16 protein-coding genes are annotated in these 16114 nt (G+C 36.3%); 14 read left to right on the plus strand and 2 right to left on the minus strand.

Annotated features, from left to right (window positions below; all coding sequences use genetic code 11):
• From DW963_RS13290 to DW963_RS06720, 4 genes are all read left to right on the plus strand, one after another.
• A partial coding sequence (locus DW963_RS13290; RefSeq protein WP_158568645.1) for a hypothetical protein occupies positions 1-621 on the plus strand: 621 nt, incomplete at its 5' end.
• A gap of 8 nt (positions 622-629) precedes the next feature.
• Positions 630-1736 carry a hypothetical protein gene (locus DW963_RS06715; RefSeq protein ID WP_117914500.1) on the plus strand — a complete coding sequence of 369 codons (1107 nt, stop codon included), beginning with the start codon at positions 630-632 and terminating at the stop codon, positions 1734-1736.
• A gap of 132 nt (positions 1737-1868) precedes the next feature.
• A complete protein-coding gene (locus DW963_RS13295) occupies positions 1869-2039 on the plus strand; it encodes a hypothetical protein (RefSeq protein WP_158568647.1) in 171 nt (56 codons plus the stop codon).
• A 95-nt stretch (positions 2040-2134) separates the two neighbouring features.
• Positions 2135-3400 (plus strand): SHOCT domain-containing protein, encoded by a 1266-nt coding sequence (locus tag DW963_RS06720; protein WP_199669365.1) that lies wholly within the window; start codon positions 2135-2137, stop codon positions 3398-3400.
• A 76-nt stretch (positions 3401-3476) separates the two neighbouring features.
• On the opposite strand, the gene DW963_RS06725 is transcribed toward DW963_RS06720, so the two are convergent.
• Positions 3477-4454: a helix-turn-helix transcriptional regulator gene (locus tag DW963_RS06725; protein ID WP_117914502.1), complete on the minus strand. Its 978-nt coding sequence runs from the start codon at positions 4452-4454 to the stop codon at positions 3477-3479.
• A gap of 161 nt (positions 4455-4615) precedes the next feature.
• Between DW963_RS06725 and DW963_RS06730 the strand changes: the two genes are divergently transcribed.
• From DW963_RS06730 to DW963_RS06775, 10 genes are all read left to right on the plus strand, one after another.
• Positions 4616-4912, plus strand: a complete 297-nt coding sequence (locus DW963_RS06730; RefSeq protein ID WP_158568649.1) for a PilN family protein — start codon at positions 4616-4618, stop codon at positions 4910-4912.
• A 151-nt stretch (positions 4913-5063) separates the two neighbouring features.
• Positions 5064-5642 carry an NUDIX hydrolase gene (locus DW963_RS06735; protein WP_353652786.1) on the plus strand — a complete coding sequence of 193 codons (579 nt, stop codon included), beginning with the start codon at positions 5064-5066 and terminating at the stop codon, positions 5640-5642.
• Positions 5639-6550 (plus strand): alpha/beta hydrolase, encoded by a 912-nt coding sequence (locus DW963_RS06740; protein WP_117914505.1) that lies wholly within the window; start codon positions 5639-5641, stop codon positions 6548-6550. Before DW963_RS06735 ends, DW963_RS06740 begins: the two co-directional genes overlap by 4 nt.
• A gap of 98 nt (positions 6551-6648) precedes the next feature.
• Positions 6649-6942: a fatty acid kinase subunit FakA-related protein gene (locus DW963_RS06745; protein ID WP_022098168.1), complete on the plus strand. Its 294-nt coding sequence runs from the start codon at positions 6649-6651 to the stop codon at positions 6940-6942.
• A gap of 352 nt (positions 6943-7294) precedes the next feature.
• Positions 7295-9040 (plus strand): Firmicu-CTERM sorting domain-containing protein, encoded by a 1746-nt coding sequence (locus DW963_RS06750; protein ID WP_117914509.1) that lies wholly within the window; start codon positions 7295-7297, stop codon positions 9038-9040.
• A gap of 3 nt (positions 9041-9043) precedes the next feature.
• A complete protein-coding gene (gene xrtG / locus DW963_RS06755; RefSeq protein WP_117914511.1) occupies positions 9044-9643 on the plus strand; it encodes an exosortase XrtG in 600 nt (199 codons plus the stop codon).
• A complete protein-coding gene (locus DW963_RS06760; RefSeq protein WP_117914513.1) occupies positions 9624-11036 on the plus strand; it encodes a TIGR03111 family XrtG-associated glycosyltransferase in 1413 nt (470 codons plus the stop codon). Before xrtG ends, DW963_RS06760 begins: the two co-directional genes overlap by 20 nt.
• Before the next feature lies 1 nt (position 11037).
• Positions 11038-12117 carry a hypothetical protein gene (locus tag DW963_RS06765; RefSeq protein WP_117914515.1) on the plus strand — a complete coding sequence of 360 codons (1080 nt, stop codon included), beginning with the start codon at positions 11038-11040 and terminating at the stop codon, positions 12115-12117.
• Positions 12118-12140: 23 nt separating this feature from the next.
• A complete protein-coding gene (locus DW963_RS06770) occupies positions 12141-12602 on the plus strand; it encodes a 6-carboxytetrahydropterin synthase (protein ID WP_117914517.1) in 462 nt (153 codons plus the stop codon).
• Between the two features lie 31 nt (positions 12603-12633).
• The gene (locus DW963_RS06775) at positions 12634-15087 is read left to right on the plus strand and encodes a 6-pyruvoyl-tetrahydropterin synthase-related protein (RefSeq protein WP_286169132.1); all 2454 of its coding nucleotides are present in this window, start codon (positions 12634-12636) and stop codon (positions 15085-15087) included.
• Between the two features lie 74 nt (positions 15088-15161).
• On the opposite strand, the gene DW963_RS06780 is transcribed toward DW963_RS06775, so the two are convergent.
• A complete protein-coding gene (locus DW963_RS06780) occupies positions 15162-16079 on the minus strand; it encodes a calcium/sodium antiporter (RefSeq protein ID WP_117914521.1) in 918 nt (305 codons plus the stop codon).
• Between the last annotated feature and the right edge of the window lie 35 nt (positions 16080-16114).

Genomic DNA, 16114 nt, shown 5'->3' on the forward strand with positions numbered 1-16114 from the left:
CATACTTTTTCTGAGAAAGTTAGGGCAATTTTTATTACTTTAATAAGAGATGAATTCATAAGATATTCTTTATCAGATGATAAAAGAAAGCATGAAGCATTATATGAAAAAATAAATATGAATATTGATTTGGAGGCAACAATTGGAGATAAATTGTATAAAGGAGGATTATTTAGTAAGTCAATTAAACAATCAGATTTTGAGGACTTAATGTATGAGTTGATAGATTCATTTATTGTTCAGCTAAAAGATGAAATAATAGAGCAAATTAATCTTCAAAAGAGGCATATTAAAGAGGTCAATGATGATTATTTGCGATACAAACAGTGGAAAGTAGAGTCTGAAAGAGATACTATTAATAATACGGAGAGAGTGAACTTAATAGACAAAGAAATCGCGAGCATTAAAGAGAAAATAGTATTGATAGAAGAAAGAAAAGAGGCTGATAAACAAATTATTGATGGCTATCTTCGCATTGCGCATAAGGAATTTTTAAAATATGAAAACAGCTTATTGAAGATGTTTGATTCAGATGAACTTTCAACTGAAGAAAAAGTTATTCTCCTTATATATTTATGTTTGATTGAAAAAGACTTTCAAAGTATAACTGAAATGGGGTGAAGATAAAGATGAAAGACTCAACTACGGGGGAGATTAGTAATTTATTTCAGGAATTGATAGTTTCAAAAATAAAAGACGAAATTGATGTGTTAAAAGGGGAAATAGACGAAATAAAAGAATCAAGTGGAATTTGTGAGGAAAAAGTTGAAAAACTACCAAAATCAAGTTCTATTAGACAAATTGTTGAAGGAGAACAAACAAAGGTACTAGATCTTATAAATAATCTTGCAAAGGATTCAAAGAGTGAAAAATATTTACGAGATATCGTGGCATACCTGAAAAAGCAATACTCATTTTCGGAAGAAAGAACATTATGTTTGGTATTGGATGAAATGCAACGAAAGGAAAATGATATTTTTGACGAAATATTACCTATAAAATCTTTTACTGAAACAAATAACATTGAAAAAAATCTGAATTTATTGATTGAGTATGTTACTAAACAATTCTACTTTGATAATGATAAGTATCTTTGCGATTTTTTGAAACAGTTTTCAGAGGAGACAAAAGATAAAATTGCATATGTTATTGATACTCAAGAGTCTTTTGTTGAGAAATATGATTCTATAATTAAAATATTAAATCAGTATAAAGATTGTATATTGACAAGTATACATGCAAATAATGAGTGTCTGGAGTCAATATCTGAGCAGCTTAGGGAAACTCAAAGAGCAATTAAGAATAATGGAGATAGCATAGAGACTATCATTGATAAAAGTAGAGATGATGAAGATAAATTAAGTTCCATTCAAGATCTACTTGGTAATATTTTAAAGAATACAGAGAATTCAAGTTCACTACTTGATAAGGTTATTCAAGATGTTGGCTCAAAGTCAGAAATAGTAGAATCACTTCATTTTTTGAATAGTAGTATTTATGGTGAAAAAACTAATGCTGAAGTAGAGTGGTCTGTAAAGAATAGTCTTGTCGAGGTAAATAAAAATATAGGGGAATTGGCAATTAAAAGTGAGCATCTTGACGGAATTATTTGTGCTTATAATGAAAAATATGAGTGTCTTGAGAAAAATAAAAAGATGTTGTTTATCTTTCTTGCTGTTGGGAATTTTGTTTCTGCCATAGGTGTGATAATATTATTATTACTTCAAATATTCTAAAAATGTTGGTGAATGTAGTAATGATAAAATTTATGCAATCCTTTATAGGTAAAAATAAAAAAGCAATGCAAAAAGATATGATGTTCTGCAACAGCTGGAATTAAATAAAAATATATATCAGGAGCAACCAACATGACAATAAAACCAATCTACAAAACCTGTCCTATATGTCTGAAACAGTATTCGTGGAATCCTGATATAGGGCAGATGTGGTGTCCTAATTGTGGAAAAAAGGGAATACCGGGTATTAATGAGATACCTATAAACATTTTTAAGAAATCAATCTGGAAAAAGAAAAAATAATATCTGAACTTTATTTTACCCTGCCACATCCTGTCACCCTCCGGCGGTACACTTTAGACATCAAATAAAGTGAACAGCCAAAGGAGGATATGACTATGGGATTTATGGACAAGTTAAAGGAAACAGCAGGAAAGGCTGCAGAGAAAGCTGGTGCGATGAAGGATTCAGCAATGGATACTTATGGCAAGATGAAAGAGGCTAATGAGCAGAAGAAAGCTGAGAAGCAGGCTTATACAGCGGCTATGGAGCAGGAAGTGAATGAATACTCAGCGAAGCTGATTGAGAGTATTACTGCAGAGTATGCTGAAGGAGGTGCGAAGTTCTGGGGCGAAGGCAACAGGGCTGCGATTGACAAGTTTACTAAGGATTATTATGAAATGCTTGTGCTTCCTGGCAGCAGACCTAATATTTCATGCCTTACAATGTCGCCATACATTGATGAAAAGGCAATGAAGAAGTTTGCTGATAAGGGTGGTGTCGATTTGCAGGGTGCAGTTCCACATATTTTTATTAAAGATGGCAATGACGCCGGTATGGTTATCACTGAGGATTTCATCGCATTTAAGTTCAGATACGAGAAGGACAGCAGTTTCTGGGTTAAGGGCAAGATTCCGACAGCCAGTATCAATACATTTGTAATGGAGATTAATGATTCTGCTGCAAATGTGATGGTTAACGGAGTTAAGCTGACTACAATCAGCATTAAAGGCTCTTACAGACAGGATTTTATGTCACTTAATTATTATTTTGAGTGCCTTGGAAAGCAGGATTTCACAATTGACAGGCAGGAGGTCAACGACCAGATAAGAGCCAAGATTGGTGATAAGATATATGCGCAGGTTAAGAAGTACTTTATTGATGATGACGAGCAGCTTCTTTTCTATGCAGGCGGCTTGGATTCACTTGCAGCGGTAGATTATGTTGCGTGTACTGATAATCAGCTGATATTTGTGAATAGGGAAATGCTTGGAGCAACGGCTAATGTCAAGCAGTTTTATTTTGAAGATGTGACAAGCATGTCAACGATTCAGAATTCTACATCAAGTGATTTTCTGACGGCAGTTATTGATACTGCACTTACAGCTGCATTTAAGCTATGCGATTTAGAGGTTTCAGTTGCTGGTTCTAAAGAGGTTATCAATACCCTGTATCTTGCCGAGGCAACACGAATAATTGCAATCTATCATGAGATGAGAAAAAATGCAAAGAAAGCCGCAGCACAGCCTATTCAGGTTCAGGCAGCTCCAGCGCAGCCTGACGCATTGGAGCAGTTGCAGAAGCTTGCACAGTTAAAGGATGCAGGAATTATTTCTGAAGAGGAATTCGCCGCGAAGAAAGCGGATTTGTTAAGTAAGATTTGATGTGAATAATATATGAATAAATAACAACTCCCATAAGCGTTGACTGCTTATGGGGAGTTGTTGTTTAAATATTTTCTTAATAAAGCGACCGCATTTTTTCTATCTCATCTTTGATTTCTTTAACAAATTCATCAGGAGCAATTACTTTAACCCATGAGCCCTGACTTAACAGGAATATTTTGATTCCGTTGCCGTAGACTTCCGCTTCGATGAGATATTTGTTATCATAGCGGTCAATTACTTTGGCGGTTGGCAGACGGTCAAGAATAGCCTGGAGTGATGGTCCGGTGAATTCAAATCTGATTTTTCTGAGTGGTCCCGGCCACATGAACTGGCTTCGTTTGCGGAGCAGTCCCTCATCAAATTCAACATTTTTAGGAAGTTCAAGCTTTTCTCTGTGAACAGTCATATCACAGATTCTGTCGATTCTGAAATATGTAGGTGTATCAGATAATGTGTCTTCACATTTGTATGCAATCAGATAGAAGTAGTATTCACTAAACATTATTGATACTGGTATGATTCTGTGCTTGACTTTGTTACGGTTCATTTTGTAATAATTGATTGTGATTGCACGCTGTTCCTGAATGTAGTTGGAGAGTTTCCATACATTATCAATCACGCTGTCGCAGTCTGAGCCGACTTCCTCATAGTTAAACATTTCTTTGGCAATAAGCTGTTCAAGGTGTTTTTTGTCTGAATAGCTTGTGTGTGTTTTCAGTTTTCCTATTATTGTGAGCAGTTCTTCATGGCTGAACGCCCTGCTTCCGATAAGCACTTTAGCTATGGCGAAAAGTTCTTTATTAGAAAACAGATTGTCCATCTCTAATGTGTAGCAGTGGTCTGAAGCAGAGTATTTTAACTCGGCATTGCCAAGAATATCGCGATAGTCGGCAAGGAATGCTTTCAAATCGTTAATATCTCTTGTTATGCTTCTTGTTGACACATTACTTTCGTCGGCGAGTGCGGCTACCGAGAGTGACTCACCCTTTAAAGCCCGAAACAGCAGCTTAAGGACTCTGTCAGCTTTGTAATTCTTATATTCATTATCCATATCCGATGCCTCCTGATATTGATTATACTATATTTTACAGACAATATGGTACATCAGATTAGCGACAAAGCCTGTCATACTAAATTTATTTATAAATATTTTGCTGTGACATAGCATGTCAGTCCGGATTAATACAATGATTATATAAAAATTGAGGAGGAATGATGGATACAGAGCGAAAAATGCGTTATATCAATGAGCGTAAAAGGCAGCAGCGCAGGGAACATAAGTTAAGAAAATTTACAACCTTATTTCTCATATACTGGGTTGGGGTTAGCCTGACTATTATGATCTTTTTTAAATACAAGATTAATGAATTGTACGAGCTTAACAGGAAGACACAATTACAGATTGAGCTGCTTAAAGAGCAACTTAATAATTACAATGAGAAGGACATCAGGAAAAGCAACGGTGGAAAGTATAATACCTGGACTGATGAGGTGTGTGATAATAAATAGAATATACCCTATGGAATTTTCAATCACATAGTAATATAATATGTAAGCCACCAGTCCTGGGAGGGGTGCTGCGAAAGCGGTACTATCGGAGTCTAGGTCCAATCATATTATTTTTCCCGTAGAACTCGCGATAGCTGGGGGCTTTTTTATTATGATGGAGTACGAATTTAACATGGAATTACTTGATATCGTTGATGAGAATGGAAAGCCAACAGGCGAGACTGTTGAGCGTAAGACTGCACATAGTAAGGGAATCAGGCATAGAACGGCGCATGTGTGGATTGTAAGAAAGTCTGATGAGGGAGCAGAGGTACTGTTGCAGAAAAGGGCTATGAATAAGGACTCATTTCCTGGAAGATATGATACTTCTTCGGCGGGACATATTCAGGCTGGTGATGAACCGGAAGAATCCGCTATAAGAGAATTGCATGAAGAGCTTGGAATTAAGGCTTCTGTTGATGATTTACAGTTTGTTGATACATTTGTAATCCAATATGAAAAAGAATTTTATGGCAAGATGTTTAAGGACAGTGAGATTGCATTTGTCTATGTATACACGAAGCCAGTCAATATAGATGAACTTACATTGCAGAAGGAAGAGTTAGACGGCGTTGAGTGGTTCAACCTTGAATATGTCTATGATGAGTGCAGAAAGCATAATCAGAAATTCTGTGCACCAGTTGGCGGCTTGGAGATTGTAAGAAGGTTTGTCAGAGGTACCGGATTATGATTTCAAGAAATATGTACAAGATAGGTGCTGTGTTAATGGCACTGGTGACAGCATTTACAGTGACAGGATTGTCGGGCTGTAAGAGCAGAACGGTGTCTAATGAAGTGACGACAGAGTATGACACACCAGATGATTATAATGATGAAAGACTGGGTGTAACATATGGAAATGTTGATGAGATAAGCTATTATTCACCGACAACCGGAAGTGAACGTAAGGCTTGTGTATATCTTCCAAGAGATTATGATGAATCACAGAGTTATCCGGTTGTGTATCTTCTGCATGGAATGAGCGGAAGTTATTCTGAATATAACAGAATTGGCGCTTTGTATGTTGCACAGAATGCAGTTGATGATTACAACAGGAATCCTGTGATTATGGTGAGCTTTACTGTATTCACAGATGCTGATGGTGATCAGGAGTCAGACTATGATTTCTCTGAACTTACAGCAAAATATGATGCGTGTGAGTATGATGTTATTAATACTTTGATTCCTTATATTAACGAGCATTATTCTACCAGAACGGGAAGAGAGAATACGGCGATAGCAGGATATTCACTTGGCGGAAGAGAATCGCTTTTCCTGTGTTTTGCACATCCTGATGTGTTTGGATATGTAGGTGCATTTGCCCCGGTAGGGGGAGTGGTTGATACAGGAAGTGGAGAAAGAGTTTATGGAAACAGAGGATTTCTTCTGCCTGAACTTGTTAAGGATGGAGGGCAGCAGCCTTTGGTTACTCTTATTGTAACTGGTGACAGTGATCCTTACTGTAAGCAGTCTGCCATTAATTATTCGGATTATATGACAAGTCATGGGATTAACCACATTTTCTATATAAGACCGGGAGCACATGAGGTCAGTGTATGGAATAATGGATTATACAATTTTATCAGAAGAATATTCTGATGCTTGAAGTTACGGCTGATATGTGAGATAATGTGCCGGGTTAGTCGGGTGAGACATGCTGGCTGCCACACATAAAGACGATTATGGAGGATTACATTATGTCAGATATACATAGCGTAGATGTTGAGGATGATCAGTTTGCATACCGTTATGATACACAGCTTCTGATTGACAGAAGAGATGAGGATTTGGATGAGGATGTTATTGCTGATTATATTACAGAGCATTTTGAAGGAAACTGCCTGATTGCAGCGGGTGATGAGGACCTAATCAAGATTCATTTCCATACTAATGAGCCTTGGAAGGTGCTTGAATACTGCAGTACTATTGGTGAGATATACGATATTGTTGTTGAGGATATGATTCGTCAGTCAGCAGGGCTTCATGGCTGATAAGCCGCTTGTCATCGATAAACTGCCTGTTTGTATAAGGCAGGATTTGACGTGATACCTATAGGTAGTCGTATTGATGATAGATTTATAGGTTGAATTTCATCGATTTTTGATTTTTTAAGAAGATTTTATTATGAAATACCCATAAGATAGCATGTAAATGTTGTTTTATGGGTATTTTTGAATTGTGAAATATTTGTTAATTAATTGACACAGATATGTCTATGAATTAAAATATATACAGCAAAATTTAATATAATAACGACATGAAATTTTGTGAATACATTTGAACAAAGATGATTAAATAGATGCGGCTATTTATTATAATTGCTAAAGACGGGAGGAAGTTATCATGAAACACAATTATAAGAGAATTACTGCACTAGCTGGTATGACAGCGTTGCTTGTTTCAATGCCGGTATCAGTATATGCAGGACAGGTTAAGAATGCTTACACTGATAATCTATCAGGTGTATTGGGGAGTATTGATACATCTTCTTTGAAGCAGAATGTAATTGTTAAAGGAAGTGATATTGTAATCGATTCTGATATTGATGACTGGGATGATATCACTGAGAGAAAGTCAGATGCAGCAGGGGTTAAGTCATGGAAAGTGGCTGTTTCATCTGATTATTCAAGATTATATTTTATGTATCAGGGAACTGTACAGACAGAGTGGGATTATAGTTATATGGGAAATAATCCAGTCAGTATTACTTATACTGATGGAACAACCGGAATGGCTGAGAAGATTCAGTTTACTGGATGGAAAGACAGTGCACAGGCTAAGAATGCGTGGTATGGGGATATAGCGGATTCTGAGACAGTTACTGCTAATAAAGCACATGGCAATACAGCAGGACCATATGTTGTAGAGTCATCTATTCCTATGGATTTCTTCAGTAATTCTGATTTTAAGATAACATTTGCAGGAACTACGGTAGATATTAAGGATATTGAAGTCCTTGATGGCAATAAAGTTGATAAAGACGAGACAGAAGCTGTATATAATGGAATAGTTATAGATGGTGAATTTAAAGACTGGGACGCAGTTAAGAAATATGATGTATCATGTCCTAATGAAGCACATAGAGGATGTCTGTCTGAGACAGCAATGATGTTTGATGGTGATTATGTATATGTGTATGTTAAGGATGGTGCTGATGGAAGTGCATCAGGTGCCGGAACTCATAGCAATGGCAGATACTCTATAACTACAGACCTTGGCAATGAACTTGTATTCCAGCTTGACAGCAAGGGATACGTTAATGGTGTAGATGGAGTTGACTGCAGACATGTTGGGGATGAGTGGGAGATAGCAATTCCTAAGAGTGCACTTCCAGCATATAATAAGACCTTATCATTTGGATTATATCAGGCAGAACCTTTTATAACAGGTATGTCTAATATCAAAGGTGATGATTCAGATGAGGATAAGACAATATATGATATTAAGTATGATGGATTGTATGGCGACTGGGATTATTATCCTCATACAAGAATAGATTATGCAACGGCTGGAACACAGCAGGACAGAGTTGATGCGTCAGGTGCATTATTTAGTGATGGAAGTACAGTCCTTGGACATGTATATTCAACTATGCCTGAACATCTTAATGAAGCAGGTGGAGAATTTACACAGGCTGTAACTTTCAAGTTTAATGATAGTTATAATCAGGTATTATATCCAAGATTCGTAACAGTTGACGAACAGGGTAATATCAACTGGAATGCTAAGCTTGGTGGTCTTAGTGAAGGTACATATGAATTCTATATGTTTGATACAAGTGCCTGGGGAATTTCTAAGAATATTAATGAACTTAATGATGCTGATATATGTTATGGAAAGATGACTGTTACAGTCGGTAGTAACAGAGATGAGTGTGAATTCTATTTTGACCTTGAAAAGGTTGCACAGAAGCTGGGTTGTGATGCAAGTGATTTCAAGCAGATAAGTGCACAGTTTGGAAGACTTGGGCAGCAGTGGATTAATACAGCAGGTGCTTCATCTGGCGCATGGTTTGGACTTTTCATATGTATAGCTGCCACATGTGGTGTAGTTGTACATCAGAAAAAGAAAGGTAGTAAACAGGTATAAGCAATGAATCCTATTATAGCAGTTATTATTATAATAATATGGCTTTATATACTTTCTGTAATGAAAAGGGCAAAACTTCATGCGTGGAGTTTCATGTGGGGAAGTCTTGGATTATTTGTAATAATGATGATAACGATACAGCCAGTGCTTACTATGCCTCTGGCAAGATGTGTTGCGGCAATGGCTGGTATCGTAGGTGATATAACTGGAGCGTTTACGGCATACTTCAAATATGGAATAATATTTATTCACACAGGAGTTTCATCAACGACATTACTTATTGATTTTGAATGTTCGGGAATTATTGAGATTATGGCATTCCTGTCATTACTCATATTCTTTAATGTCTATAACTGGAGCGAGAAGCTTATGATAGGCATAGTTGGATTCTGTTACATTACGTTGTGTAATGTATTAAGAATCATTATGATATGTCTGGCTGTACATTATCTCGGAATGGGAGCATATTATGTTTTCCATACATTTATAGGCAGAATCTTCTTCTATGTGCTTAGTGTTTATCTGTATTTCTATGTGTTTACGAAACCACAGATTGTTAAGATGAAAGTAGGAAACTTCTCATATGGTAAAAATAATTCTTAATTCATTCCTTTTCTGGGGTGGCTGGATAATTATTCCTTTTATTATGGAAATTGTTCCTGCGTTGGGAAGTGTTTTTCTTCTTATCAGAAGGAATTTACGTCACAAAATTCATAAAAAGGAACTTACAGTTTATCCCGAGATTACACTTATAATACCAGTATATAATTCAGCTGATACGTTGTATGGCTGCATTAAGTCAATTAATGACAGTACTTATCCGAATGAAAGGATAAGAATTTTTCTGGTTAATAACAAAGGTAAAGATAATAGTTTTGATATATTTGCAAAGTGTCAGCAGGAATTCCCTGATCTTCTTATGCAGTGGATGAATTCTGAGCAGGGTAAATCAAGAGCTCTCAATCTGGCTCTTTACAATAGTGAAGGTAAATACATTATCAATCTTGACAGTGATGGCATGCTTGAGAAAAGTGCACTTGCCAATATGATTACAAGATTTGAAAATGATACATCAATTAACTGTATGACAGGCTCAATTCTTACAGTGCCTGAACAGATTAAGAAGTATAAGGCAGGTCCATCGCGGCTTCTTCGTGAACTGGAATTTATGGAATATGCGCAGGCTTTCCTGGCAGGAAGGAGTTATGCATCAGAGCTTAATTCAGTATATACATTGTCAGGTGCATTTTCTGCATTTAGAAAATCAGCTGTTTTGAAATCATGGATGTACAATACTGATACTATCTGCGAGGATACACATATTACATTTCAGATGAGATATTTACAGAATGAGCGTGTCGAAGTATGTGAAGATGCATTGTTTTTTGTTGATCCAATAGAGAATGTCAACAAATTATATACACAGAGACAGAGATGGCAGAGAGGAAGTCTGGAAGTTTCCAAGATGTTCATGGACAAGACATTCAAGGTAAAGAATCTCTTTACTAATATAAGTGTCAAAACTCTGTTGTACGACCATACATTTGCATTTCCAAGACTTATATGGTATCTGGCACTTATATGTCTTATTGTTGCAGGATATTCAGGTAAGACAGTACTGATATCTACCGCAATTATATTTGGCTTATATACACTTATCGGTTATCTGTATTTCATTACTGTGGCATATTTTCTAAGAATTAATAAAGATATCAGAAAATACTATGTAAGTCATTGGTGGTGTATATTGCTTCTGCCATTCTTTAATCTGGCTGTTTTCTTTATAAGAATGGCGGGGATTATTAACAGTATTGAGACAGACAGTTCATGGAAAACAATGAATCTGTCAGAAGAATGTAAGGCATTTGCTGATGTAATAAGACATGATTTTATAAAGCCTGTTAATGCTATAAGAAAAGTCAGGGAAACTCTTAATTATGAAGATATTTCTGGTGAAGATGATGAGAAAGCGGGAGAACACAGAAAAGAGGCATAATATGAAGACAAAGAAGAAAGAAAGCGGGAAGCAGATTAAGAAGAATAAGAATGTAATGATTATTACCACAATCTATGTGCTTTGTTTTTCAATTATAGCAGGAATATTTGCTTATACGAGAATTAACCAATATGAGCGTGGAGTGCTTGAGGTATGTGCAACGCAGCAGGATGCGTATGTGCAGCTTGTTCTGGATCAGATTAACCTTAAGAATAACAGAAATGATGAACAGATTATCAATGATATATTAGGAACAATGAATTCTTCATCTAATAAGTACTGGACATTCTCTAAGAACCAGTCAATCCTTTTTATTAAGGATGTATTGGAAACTAACAGATACAAGGGTGTAACAACTGCAACATATTATGATTCTAAGAGTGCGGCACGATTCCTGAATAGTCTTCAGAATGATAAAGTAACACATGATTTTATAGAGATTAACAATAATAAATATGTTGCGTCTGGTGTTGCATTTGAATATAAGAATCAGACATATAAGCTGTGTCTGCTGACTGGCAAGGGAGCTATTCTTGATAATAACAGTTATATGCAGATTAAGATACAGATGCAGACATATGTAATTATATTGCTTTTTGTGCTTATTATTACAGCTATGTATCTTGCACATTCATTAAGAAAAATGCAGAAAAAATACGCAGCTTCACAGAATACAATAGCACAGCTTAACGGAATGGTATCCAAGATGAATAATAAACTTCTTGAGAAAGATTTCTATGACACACGTAATAATGTATGGAGCAGTTCAGCTATTATGCCTTTCCTTGATAAGCTTATTGCAAGGGATGCTTATCCTGTTACATTCATGCATATAGCATGTGTGGATAATAGTGAACGCGAGAAGTTCATAGCAAGAGCTAATTATATTCTTGATAAGAATGTGTTAAGATTCACATATGACGACAGGGATGTTGTGTTAATCTTTGTCGGAATGAACAGAAGACATTCAAGACTGAGCATCCAGCTACTTATGGAAGAGTCAATGCAGATAATGTATGCAATGACTATCAAGAAGAAAGATGATGTAGACAAATTAAGAATCAAATATGATGAAACATAAGAATAATACATGGAGGCAGCATTATGGCGGTTAATATATACAGAGAATACAGACTGAAATTTTATCTTAACATGAGACATTATATCATCATCAATGATGCTAAAGGAGAGACACATCCGCATACATGGGAATTTGCACTTGATATCAAGTTTTCCAGAAACTCATTTGTGGAATTTAATATATTTGAAGATGGAATAAGTAAGTTTCTTGAACAATTTCAGAATAAGATTCTTAATGAAGTTGAACCTTTTGATTCAATGATGCCGACATTAGAGAATGTTACAGATTATTTTGCGGAAGAGTTCTTTAAGATTATATATAAGACAGGTGGAATGCTTACATGTGTTGAAGCAAGTGAGACTCCTACTAGAAGTTATATTGTCAACATATCAGAGCAGGAGAAGAATTCTATTCTGAATAAGAAGGCTGATGCAAGAATAATGTCTGAAGTAATGGATGCGGTTCTGGATGATATTATTAATTAGCTGATGTTGTTAAGACAGATTGGAGAAGAATGTGAAGAAGAAAAATAAGGCGACGTACCTGCTGTTTCTTATGCCATTCGTGTATTTGCTGACAGCATGGCTTGTTATATGGCTTATCAATGCAAATGGAGTATATCCTTCTGGTTCAGATACTATGTATCATGTGTATAGAGGAGATTATGTATATAATTCTATTAAATCAGGAAACCTGTTTCCATTATATGACCCTATGTGGTATAACGGCGTTGAACTGTTAAGGTACTGGTCACCACTGCCAGCTTATGTTATGGCATTATGTCAGTTTATTGCGGGTGGAAGTCAGTTTGGAGCATATCTGGTATTTGTAGGAGTAGTGTGCTTTTTCGGAGCATGTGTATGGCCATTTATAGGAAGAGGCTTTAATAGGCCTTTCCTTGGAGCATTTATAGGACTTTTATGGTTCTTCATGCCTAATAACCTGTATGCGGTATTTATAGAGGGAAATCTTGCCAGGAGTCTCAGTATGATATTCCTGCCTGTATTTATATATGCAGTGTATAAGTATCTTGAGAATCAGAGATTAAGATATGTCTTACTTATGGTATTTACATTTGTACTGATTGCACTGTGCCATCTAGGTTATGCAGGTATGATAGCAATTGCTGTGATATTATATGGAATTGTCTATATGTTCCAGGGTGGTAAAAAGAAAGCTGTACTTGATGTTATAATATCAATGATTATAGGATTCATGCTGCTTGGAATATGGATGGTGGCTTCTTTAAGAGGTGGAATAACATCACTTGATAATTCTGAGAATATGGCTAATTTCTTCCAGAGTATATGGACATCAATTAATCCTGTTGGAAGATTAACAGGTAAGAGTGAAAGCTTTTATTATGGATTTTCAGCTGTATTTGTTATTATATCTGGTATTTTGTTCGGATATAAGAAATCAAGAACCGGATTTATAACAGGTTTGATTATATTATTGCTCACAACCGACACAGCATATATTGTGCTTAAGCATCTGCCAGGAAGTCAGTATTTATGGATGTTAAGATTCATTTCTATTGCATTATGCATGATTCTTATGAGCTTTCTTATGTGGGACAGGCTGAAAAAACTATTTGTGGTAATGCTTTGTGTATTACTTGTGGCAGATACTATTCCATCATTAAGCCTTATTACAGGTGAACAGAATAATGTGTCAGCTGACGAGCGTATGTCGGCTGTCCAGAACAAGACGCTTATAACTAAAGCACAGTCAGTTACCAGACAAAGACTTGCATTGATGGATGAAAGTATACTTGGTGCAACTGGTTCATGGCTTGTTTCGGATTATGGCAATCCTGTTGCTTCAACATTCGGAGCAGGAAGAGAAGCAGCCAACACTTCTAAGAATATTGTTAATCTTAACAAAGCATTTGCACAGGGAGATTTTCTATGTGTGTTTGACAGATGCTTAGAGCTTGGAGATGATTCTGTACTGGTTAAAATGTCGTTGCTTGAACATTACAATAATTCTCTGGATGATGTTGAAAAAGCTGCTAATGCAGTCGGTTACAAGAGAGTAGAGAAGAATGAGCAGTATGTTCTGTATCATATTGATACTCTGGATAGCTGGGGTGTGGTAAGCAGTTACAGGGCTATTGCAATAGGAACAGGGGCAGATATTATATCAATGCAGTTTCCAGCCGTTGAGACGGCTGATTCGGATAATCTTACAGATTATACATATGAAGATCTGTGTGGATATAAAGAAGTGTTCCTTAATGGTTTCACATATGATGATAGAGAAATGGCTGAAGACCTCGTACTTCGCCTTAGTCGCGCAGGTGTTAAGGTGATTATATATGCAGATGGAATTCCACAGGATAAAGCTACACATAGCCAGTCATTCCTTGGAGTGACATGTAGTGCGATAACATTTCATAATGGATATCCGGATATGGATACAAGAATTGGAACGATATATCCTGATATGTTCCCGCAGGGACATACAACATGGAATACTGTATATCTTGACGGACTTGATACAGTATGGGGAACATTCTATGATAATGGTTTCAGCCTTGATTTTTATGGAACAGTTAAGAACGATAATATTATAATGACTGGTCTTAATCTGACGTATTTTTATAGTCTTACAGATGATCAGGCAATAGGGCAGCTCCTTAGTAATATGACGGGTATCTCATCAAATGAGCTTCCTGACAGAAAAATTGTTCCATTAAATGTTGAGTATGGAAAGAACAGAATAACAATAACATCTGATAATGACAATGTTGATACAACACTTGCTTATCATGATATATTTGGCAAATCATCAGGTATAACAAGCAGAAATAATCTTCTGTATGTGAATAAGGGAACAACGGTTATTAAACTTAAGTACCCTTATCTGTGGCAGGGAGCTGCGGTTAGTATAGCTGGAGTTGTATTGCTGGTTGTATGGATGATTGTTAAGAGAAAGTCACAGAAGAAGCAGACAACAGATGTTTAATATAACTAATGAGTCCATAGATATGTAGATTGTGTATACATATCTATGGACTATTTTAATTATGCTAAATGTATCTATCTTATGAAAAGATAAGCTGTATATCCTACATACATAAGGATACATGCAGCACCTTCCCATCTGCTCATAGTCTTCTTGGTAAATGCGAAGAGAAATAATACAATTCCACTGGCAAGAAGTATGATACAGTCAATAAGTGATTCAGAAAGAACGTGAAGAGGCTGTATCGCAGCAGACATTCCTAAGATAAATAATATATTAAATATGTTAGAGCCGATTGCATTGCCAAGCGCAAGTCCGCTGTCTCCTTTCCTTGTGGCAACTATAGAAGTTACAAGCTCGGGCAGGGAGGTTCCGATTGCGACTATTGTAAGACCTATGAAATTCTGGCTTACGCCAAAGTTAGCAGCTATGATACAGGCTTTATCTACAACAAGATTACCACCGAATATTACAGCTATAAGACCACCGGCAATATAAAGCAGACTCTTAGGCAGAGGCATTATTTTACAATCCTCAGCTTCTTCCCTGTTTTTAAGTGCTGATATTATCATGCATGTGATGTAAGCTGCCATTCCGGCAAGGAGAATAATGCCTTCAATTCTTGAAAGTCTGCCATCAATAAACATAAAGCAAAGAATAGCAGTTATTATGATATTAACAGGCATATCACGCTTGAGAATGTCACGGTTAGTAGAAAATCCTGCGATAAATGCACAGATACCTACAACGACAAGACCATTAAAAATGTTAGAACCGACAACATTGCTGATTGCAATGTCATTACTGCCAGAGAGGGCAGCGTTAATACTAACAGATGCCTCAGGGGCACTGGTTCCCATTGCAACAATGGTAAGTCCTATGATAACGCTTGGTACTTTAAGGATTTTGGCAAGGGAAGAACTTCCCTCCACGAAGAAATCCGCGCCTTTTATTAATAGCACGAAACCGATGAGTAGTAACAAATATTCCATAATAAGCTCCTTTCTTGCGATAAAGGAATGGAATA

It is taken from the genome of Eubacterium sp. AM46-8, assembly GCF_003466705.1.
Lineage (GTDB): Bacteria > Bacillota > Clostridia > Lachnospirales > Lachnospiraceae > Lachnospira.